This window comes from Phenylobacterium sp. (assembly GCF_036963605.1).
GTDB lineage: Bacteria > Pseudomonadota > Alphaproteobacteria > Caulobacterales > Caulobacteraceae > Phenylobacterium.
In genome coordinates this window covers 1-7631 of record NZ_JBALUY010000115.1, presented here as the reverse complement: position 1 = coordinate 7631, position 7631 = coordinate 1, and the positions used below count along the sequence as shown (strand labels likewise).

Sequence of the window (7631 nt, the reverse complement as noted above, 5' to 3'; positions counted from 1 at the left end):
TCGGACAGGCCGAAATGGTGGCCGATCTCATGGATCAGCACATGGCCGACCAACTCCTCCAGGGTCACATCGCCACGGGCCGCCCACTCATCCAGGATCGGCCGGCGATAGAGGAAGACCATGGACGGATGCGTCTCGGGATCGAGCACCGAGCGATGGGCCAGGTCGACCCCGTGATAGAGGCCGGTCAGGTCGAAGGGATCCTCAATCTCCAGGGCCGCCAGCGTCTGCTCGTCGGGGAAATCATCGACCCGGAACAGAACATGGCCGGTCATGCTGCGGAAGGCTTCAGGCAGGCGCGCAAACGCGGCCTGCGCCAGGGCGGCCATGTCGTCCAGGCTGGGGGCCAGCCCCGATGCTGATGGTGTCATTCGTCGGCGATCACGATGTGGGGGTCTTCCGGCGTTCGAATTTCGAACAGACCGATGTCCAGGGGCTGCTGGGGACGGAAGGGCCGCAGGGGCTGGCGGGTGAGGGCGTTCAGGGTTTCACGATCGGCCTCACCGCCGCCGCGGCGGACCCGCCGGGCCTGGGGACCGTCCAGCGGGATTTCCGCCGCAGCCCCGATCCGCCAGAACGAGATCTGCAGCCGCCAGACTGTGGCCACCGGCTGGTCCGGCGGGGTCGGCCAGCGGCGGCCATCGCGCAAGGTCGGCTGCGCCTGGGCGAGCACGCGCCGTCGGCCGCCCACCTGGGCCGCCAGTTCGGACAGCCGGCAATAGCGATCCTCGGGCGGCAGGCTGCGCAAGTGGCCTGGACGATCATCCTCGATGCGCCCGGCATAGACATCCAGGGCGGCCTCGCGGGTGGCGAATTCGGGGCCGACCGCGCGGGTGAGGAACTCCACCGCCTCGCCGCCGGCCAGGGCCTGGGCCTCTCGGGCGCGGGCCGCGCGTCCCACCGGGGCGGCGAGCGCGGCCTCGGCGTCGCGGGCGACGGGATAGAGAATGGCGCTCATCAGGCCATTGTCGCTCAAACGGCGGCCTGAGGAAACGTGCCGCGGGTGCGGTGAACCGTTTTGGGTCCTATGTTGGAAAATGGGTGATTCGCATCGGCGCGGACGGCGCTGATGGAGTGGTGATGAACGCGCATGAACTAATCCTGGCGGCGGCCGCCGGTGCGGTCTGCTTGGCCATCTGCGCCACGCTCTGGGCCCTGGCCCAGCAGCGTCAGGGACAGGTGCGCCTGCTCGCCCTCAGAGCCCGAGTCGCCGAACTGGAAATGCGCGCCGAAGTCGCCCAGTCCTCGGCCGAGGCCTTCGACTCCGCCCTGCTCGCTGTCGAGGACGGCCGAGCCCTGCTGGCCTCGGGCGAGGAAAGCCTCTGCGTCTGCGCAGCGGCCCTGTCGCTCAAGGACGCCGACGCCCAGGGGCTGGTCAACGCCCTGATGCGGGCCGACCCCGATCACGCGCGTCGCCTGCGCGCCCTGTTCGAGCGCGGCGAAACCTGCGCCTTCGAGGTGCGCGGGCCCGCTGGCGTCGTCTCGGTGGAAGGTCGGGCGGCCGGGGCCCTGGCCTGGCTGCGGCTTTCGGCGGTGATCGGCGAGGACGCCGGCCTGCCCACCGCGCCGCGGTTCGCAGCCCTCTTGGACGCCCGCCCCGGCCCCGCCTGGATCGCCTCGGCCGACGGCGCGCCGGTCTGGGTCAACGCCGCCTGGCTGGCCGCGGTGGACGCCGCGAGCCTGGACGAGGCCGCCGCCAAGGGCCTGACCCTGGACAAGGCCGCCGACGAGATCGCCAGCGAGGCGGCCAACCTGGCACAGGTTCGCGAGACCACCCGCTGGCTGACGCTCGGCGGACGACGCCGCGCCTTCCACATCACCGCCCGGCCGCTGGAAGGCGGCGGGGTCGGGGTCTGGGCCGAGGACGCCACCGAGGCCGAGGAGATGCGCGAGGCGCTCAAGCGCCACGTGGCCGCCCACGACGAGACGCTCAATCACATCGCCGACGCCGTCGCCATCTTCGGCGCCAACAAGAAGATGATCTTCCACAACACGGCCTTCGCCGAGCTGTGGGGCCTGGAGCCGGCCTGGCTGGGGGAGCGTCCCGGTCATGGCGAGTTGCTCGACCGCCTGCGCCAGCGCCGCCGGCTGCCGGAGACCGCGGACTACGTCAAATGGCGGGCCGCTGAGCTGGACCGCTACGAGGCCCTGGGCTCCAGCCCGGACGACCTGTGGAGCCTGCCTGACGGCCGCACCCTGCGGGTCGTGCGCCAGCCCCACCCCATGGGCGGGGTTCTGTTGCTGTTCTCCGACATCACCGACGAGCTGAAGCTCAAGGCCCAGTACAACGCCCTGATCCAGGTGCAGCAGGCCACCTTGGACAAGCTGAACGACGCCGTGGCCGTGTTCGGCTCCGATGGGCGGCTGCGGCTGCACAATGAAGCCTTCGAGCGGTTCTGGAACGTCACCCCCACCCAGCTGGACCTGGCCGGCGACTTCGAAGGCGTGGTCGAGCTCTGCGTGCCGCGCCTGCACGACCTGAACTTCTGGCGCGAGCTCAAAGGCCGGGTGGCCGACCCCGACCCCAGCGCCCGGGCGCCGATCTCCGGGGAGGTGAAGACCTCGGACTCCCGCATCGTCGCCTATCAGTCCCGCCCTCTGCCCGACGGCGCCACCCTGATCGCCTTCACCGATGTCACCGACGCCCGCAAGCTGGAGAGCGCGCTGGCTGACCGGTCGGCCGCGCTCGCCGACGCCGAGCGGCTGAAGCGGGACTTCGTGGGCAATGTCTCCTACGAACTGCGCACCCCGCTCACCACCATCATCGGCTATTCGGAGCTGCTGGAACGCTCAGGCGAGAACCTGTCGGAGCGGGGCCGCGGCCACGCAGCGGCCGTCCGCATGGCCGCCACCCAGCTGGCGCGCTCCATCGACGACGTGCTGGACATGGCCCAGATCGACGCCGATGAAATGGCCCTGGATCTGGAAGATGTCCATGTGGGCGAGATGCTGGCCCAGGCCAGCGCCCGCTGGTCCCGCAGCCTGGTGGAGGGCCGCATCGTCCTGCAGGTGGAGCATGCCGACGAGATCGGGGTGATCCGGGCCGATTCCCACCGATTGGATCAGATCCTCGACCACCTGATCGAGAACGCCATCCGCCAGACCCCGCCCGAGGGCAGGATCACCATCTCGGCCCGCCGCGCCCTCGGCGAGGTCAAGCTGCAGGTCAGCGACACCGGGCGCGGCATCCCCTTCCACGTCCAGGCCCACATCTTCGACCGCTTTGTGGGCCGCGAGCGCGGGGGGCCGGGCCTGGGCCTGGCCCTGGTCAAGGCGCTCACCGAGCTGCACGGGGGCTGGGTGGCCCTGGAGAGCGAGCCGGGCAATGGCGCGACCTTCACCTGCCATCTGCCGGAACTGGCGCAGGCGGAATCGGCCTCGCACCGCGAGCTGGAATTCTAGGGACTTCAGGGAATCAGGCGGCTTGGCCGGCCCGGAAAGACGAAGGGGCGGCGCGAAACGCGGCCGCCCCCTACGATGTCGATCTAGTGCTGGCTCTCGGGCATGCGGACGACCAGGCCCTCGAGTTCGTCGGTGACCTTGATCTGGCAGGACAGGCGGCTGTTGGGTTCGACGTTCTCGGCGAAGTCCAGCATGGACTCCTCCATGGCCGAGGAGTCGCCGGTCTTATCCTTCCAGGCCTCGTCCACATAGACGTGGCAGGTGGCGCAGGCGCAGGCGCCGCCGCAGTCGGCGTCGATGCCCGGGATGTTGTTCTTCACCGCGCCTTCCATCACCGTGAGCCCGGTCTTCACGTCCACGACGTGCTCGGTCCCGTCGTGCTCGATATAGGTGATCTTGGCCATGGCTCCCTTTCGCGCCGCCTTCAGGCGACGACCTCTTTCATTGAAACGCTGAGATCGACAAGCTTCGCCTTCGACACCGGCTTGCGGTTCCCGATCAGCTGCTTGCCCATCATGAATTCCGGGGGCGAGTTGATCGCCTCCACGGACTGGATCTGGTCTCCCTTGAGGTGGAAGACCGCGAACTTGCCGCTGGCCGGATCGCCGCGCAGCAGGATCTCGTCGGCGTCGAAGGCGTAGCCGGCGATCTGGAGCTTCAGGTCGTACTGGTCCGACCACTGCCAGGGCACCTCGCCGGCCGGGGCGGCGCGTCCGGTGATGGCGCTGGCGGCCTGCTTGGCCTGCTCCAGGGCGTTGGGCACGCTCTCCATCCGGAACATGCGGTCATAGATCGGCATCGGCCGGCGGGCCACGTCGCCGATGGCGAAGATTGAGGGATCAGAGGTCCGCGCCTCCAGGTCGACCACCACGCCGCGGGCGGTGTCGAGGCCGCAGTCGGCGGCCAGTTCGTCATTAGGGGTGGCGCCCACCCCGATCACGGCGGCGTCGCAGGCGATCGTCCGGCCGTCGGCCAGGGTGACGCCGGTCACATGGCCATCCTCGCCGACGAAGCCGGTGACGCTGGCGCCCATCTCGAAGGCGACGCCGTGAGCCTGATGAACGCCTTGGAAGAAGTCCGACAGGGATTCGCAGGCGACCCGGGCCAGCAGGCGCTGCTCGCGCTCGATGACCACCACCTCGGCGCCGAGCGCCCGGCCGGAGGCGGCGACCTCCAGGCCGATATATCCCCCGCCCACCACGGCCAGGCGCTTGCCCGGACCGACGGCGGCCTTCAGGGCCTCGGCGTCAGCGGCGGTGCGCAGCTCCAGCAGGCCAGCCAGATCAGCGCCGGGCACGGGCAGCTTGATGGCCCGGGCGCCGGTGGCCAGGATCAGGACATCGTAGGTCAGGGTCTGGCCGTCGGCCAGGGTGACGACCTTGTCGGCCCGGGCGAGCTTCACCGCCCGGGTGTTGGGCCGGAAGTCGATCTGGTGCTCGGCGTAGAATTCCAGGGGCTTCAAGGCCAGGGAGTCGGCGTCGGCCTCGCCCTTCAGCCAGGCCTTGGAGAGCGGCGGCCGCTGATAGGGAGCCAGCGGCTCGTCGCCGACCAGGGTGATCGGTCCCGAATGCCCATACTGGCGCAGCAGCGCAGCGGCCGTGCCGCCGGCGTGCCCCGCCCCCAGGATCACCACGTGTGCGCCTAAATCACTCATGCCGCTCCCCGATGCAGAAAAATGACGCCTGCGTCAACTTGGGAAACGCACAGGCCCCAGCTTTAGACGACCCGATCGACCAGCATCTTCTTGACCTCGGCGATGGCCTTGGCCGGGTTCAGACCCTTAGGACAGACCTGGGCGCAGTTCATGATCGTGTGGCAGCGATAGAGCTTGAACGGGTCTTCCAGATCGTCAAGCCGCTCGCCGGTGGCCTCGTCGCGGCTGTCGATCAGCCAGCGATAGGCGTGCAGCAGGGCAGCCGGACCCAGATACTTGTCGCCGTTCCACCAGTAGCTGGGGCACGAGGTCGTGCAGCAGGCGCACAGGATGCACTCATAGAGGCCGTCGAGCTTCTCGCGGTCCTCCGGGGTCTGCAGCCATTCCCCTTGCGGCTCGGGCGTCTTGGTGTGCAGCCAGGGCTCGATGGAGGCGTACTGGGCGTAGAACATGGTCATGTCCGGCACCAGGTCCTTGACCACCGGCATGTGCGGCAGCGGGCTGATGGTGCAGGTCTGGCCGGGAACCTCTTCCCAGCCATGGGTGCAGGCCAGCGTGTTGCGCCCGCCGATATTCATGGCGCAGGAGCCGCAGACCCCTTCCCGGCACGAGCGCCGGAAGGCCAGGGTCGGGTCCATGGTGTTCTTGATGTGGATCAGGGCGTCCAGGACCATGGGGCCGCAGGCGTCGGTGTCCACGTCATAGGTGTCCCACCGCGGGTTCTCGGTCCCCTCGGGATCGTAGCGATAGACCTTGAAGGTCTTGACCTTCTTGGCGCCGGCCGGGGCCGGGTGATGGCGGCCCTTCTGGACGCGGGAGTTCTTGGGCAGGGCGAGTTCGACCATCGGAGGCTTTCCTTAGGCGAAGACCCCGGACCCCGCGCGCGCGGCGCGTTCGGTCCGAAGCCGGGAATGAGGGACGAAGGGGGCCACGGATCCGCCCCTAGTAGACCCGCGCCTTCGGCGGGATGTAGGCGATGTCGTTGCTGAGGGTGAAGGAGTGGACCGGGCGGTCGTCCAGCTTCACCTTGCCCGTGGCGTCGTCGAACCAGGTGAGCGTGTGCTTCATCCAGGTTTCGTCGTCACGGTCGGGATAGTCCTCCCGGGCGTGGGCGCCGCGGCTCTCGGTGCGGTTCAGCGCCCCGTTCACGGTGACGGCGGCCTGGCCGATCAGATTGTCGAACTCCAGGGTCTCGACGAGGTCGGTGTTCCAGATCATGCCGCGGTCGGTGACCTGGATGTCGCCGCGCTGGCCGTGGATCTTGTCCAGGCGCGCCACGCCCGAGGCCAAGCTCTCGCCCGTGCGGAACACCGCGGCGTCCTCCTGCATGGCCTTCTGCATGTCCAGGCGAAGCTGGGCCGTCGGCGTGCCGCCCTTGGCGTTGCGCAGGCGGTCGAAGCGGGCCAGGTGCGCCTCGGTATGGCTGGGCTTCAGCTCCGGCTGCTTGGCGCCAGGCGTCAGGATGTCGGCGGCGCGCAGGGCGGCCGAGCGGCCGAACACCACCAGGTCGATCAGCGAGTTGGAGCCCAGGCGGTTGGCGCCGTGCACCGAGACGCAGGCCGCCTCGCCCACGGCCATCAGGCCGGGGATGACGCTGTCGGGGTTGTCGCCGTCGCGGGTGACCACCTCGGAATAGAAGTTCGTGGGGATGCCGCCCATATTGTAGTGCACGGTCGGCAGGACCGGGATCGGCGCCTTGGTCACGTCCACGCCGGAGAAGACCCGGGCGCTTTCGGAAATGCCCGGCAGGCGCTGGTGCAGCACCTTGGGGTCCAGGTGGTCCAGGTGCAGGAAGATGTGGTCCTTGTTGGGACCCACCCCGCGGCCTTCTCGGATCTCGATGGTCATGGCCCGGCTGACCATGTCCCGCGGCGCCAGGTCCTTCACGGACGGCGCATAGCGCTCCATGAAGCGCTCGCCCTCGGAATTGGTCAGATAGCCGCCCTCGCCCCGGGCGCCCTCGGTGATCAGGCAGCCGGCGCCATAGATGCCGGTGGGGTGGAACTGCACGAACTCCATGTCCTGCAGGGGCAGGCCGGCCCGCAGGACCATGGCGTTGCCGTCGCCGGTGCAGGTGTGGGCGCTGGTGCAGGAGAAATAGGCCCGGCCATAGCCGCCGGTGGCCAGGATGACCATCTGGGCCTGGAACCGGTGCAGGGTGCCGTCGTCGAGCTTCCAGGCGGTGACGCCCCGGCAGACGCCGTCTTCCATGATCAGGTCGAGGGCGAAATACTCGATGAAGAACTCGGTGTTGTTGGCCAGCGACTGGCCATACATGGTGTGCAGCATGGCGTGACCGGTGCGGTCGGCGGCCGCGCAGGTGCGCTGGATCGGCGCCTCGCCATAGTTGCTGGTCATGCCGCCGAAGGCGCGCTGATAGATCTTGCCGTCCTCGGTGCGCGAGAAGGGCACGCCCCAGTGCTCGAGCTCATAGACGGCGGCCGGCGCGTTGCGGCAGAGATATTCGATGGCGTCCTGGTCGCCCAGCCAGTCCGACCCCTTGACGGTGTCGTACATGTGCCAGCGCCAGTCATCCTGGCTCATATTGCCCAGGCTCGCCGAGATGCCGCCCTGG

The 7631-nt window shown here is 69.0% G+C and carries 7 protein-coding genes; 1 reads left to right on the top strand and 6 read right to left on the bottom strand.

All coding sequences use genetic code 11. The features are described 5' to 3' along the window. The coding region (locus tag V7702_RS16030) for a metallopeptidase family protein (RefSeq protein ID WP_335651082.1) at window positions 1-371 on the bottom strand (371 nt) is incomplete at its 3' end. After that, entirely contained in the window at window positions 368-976 is a 609-nt protein-coding gene (locus V7702_RS16025) for a hypothetical protein (RefSeq protein WP_335651081.1), read from the bottom strand. The genes V7702_RS16030 and V7702_RS16025, both read right to left, overlap by 4 nt. Window positions 977-1080: 104 nt before the next feature. Between V7702_RS16025 and V7702_RS16020 the strand changes: the two genes are divergently transcribed. Further along, window positions 1081-3402, top strand: a complete 2322-nt coding sequence (locus V7702_RS16020; RefSeq protein WP_335651080.1) for a sensor histidine kinase — start codon at window positions 1081-1083, stop codon at window positions 3400-3402. 83 nt (window positions 3403-3485) lie between these two features. Here the strand turns inward: V7702_RS16020 and V7702_RS16015 are convergent, their stop codons facing one another. The 4 genes from V7702_RS16015 to sdhA all read right to left on the bottom strand — a co-directional run. After that, window positions 3486-3806, bottom strand: a complete 321-nt coding sequence (locus V7702_RS16015) for a 2Fe-2S iron-sulfur cluster-binding protein (protein ID WP_335651079.1) — start codon at window positions 3804-3806, stop codon at window positions 3486-3488. 20 nt (window positions 3807-3826) lie between these two features. After that, window positions 3827-5056, bottom strand: coding sequence for an NAD(P)/FAD-dependent oxidoreductase (locus V7702_RS16010; RefSeq protein WP_335651078.1), 1230 nt, complete (start codon window positions 5054-5056; stop codon window positions 3827-3829). 62 nt (window positions 5057-5118) lie between these two features. Next, window positions 5119-5901 carry a succinate dehydrogenase iron-sulfur subunit gene (locus V7702_RS16005; protein ID WP_335651077.1) on the bottom strand — a complete coding sequence of 261 codons (783 nt, stop codon included), beginning with the start codon at window positions 5899-5901 and terminating at the stop codon, window positions 5119-5121. Window positions 5902-5998: 97 nt separating this feature from the next. Then, the coding region (gene sdhA / locus V7702_RS16000; RefSeq protein WP_335651076.1) for a succinate dehydrogenase flavoprotein subunit at window positions 5999-7631 on the bottom strand (1633 nt) is incomplete at its 5' end.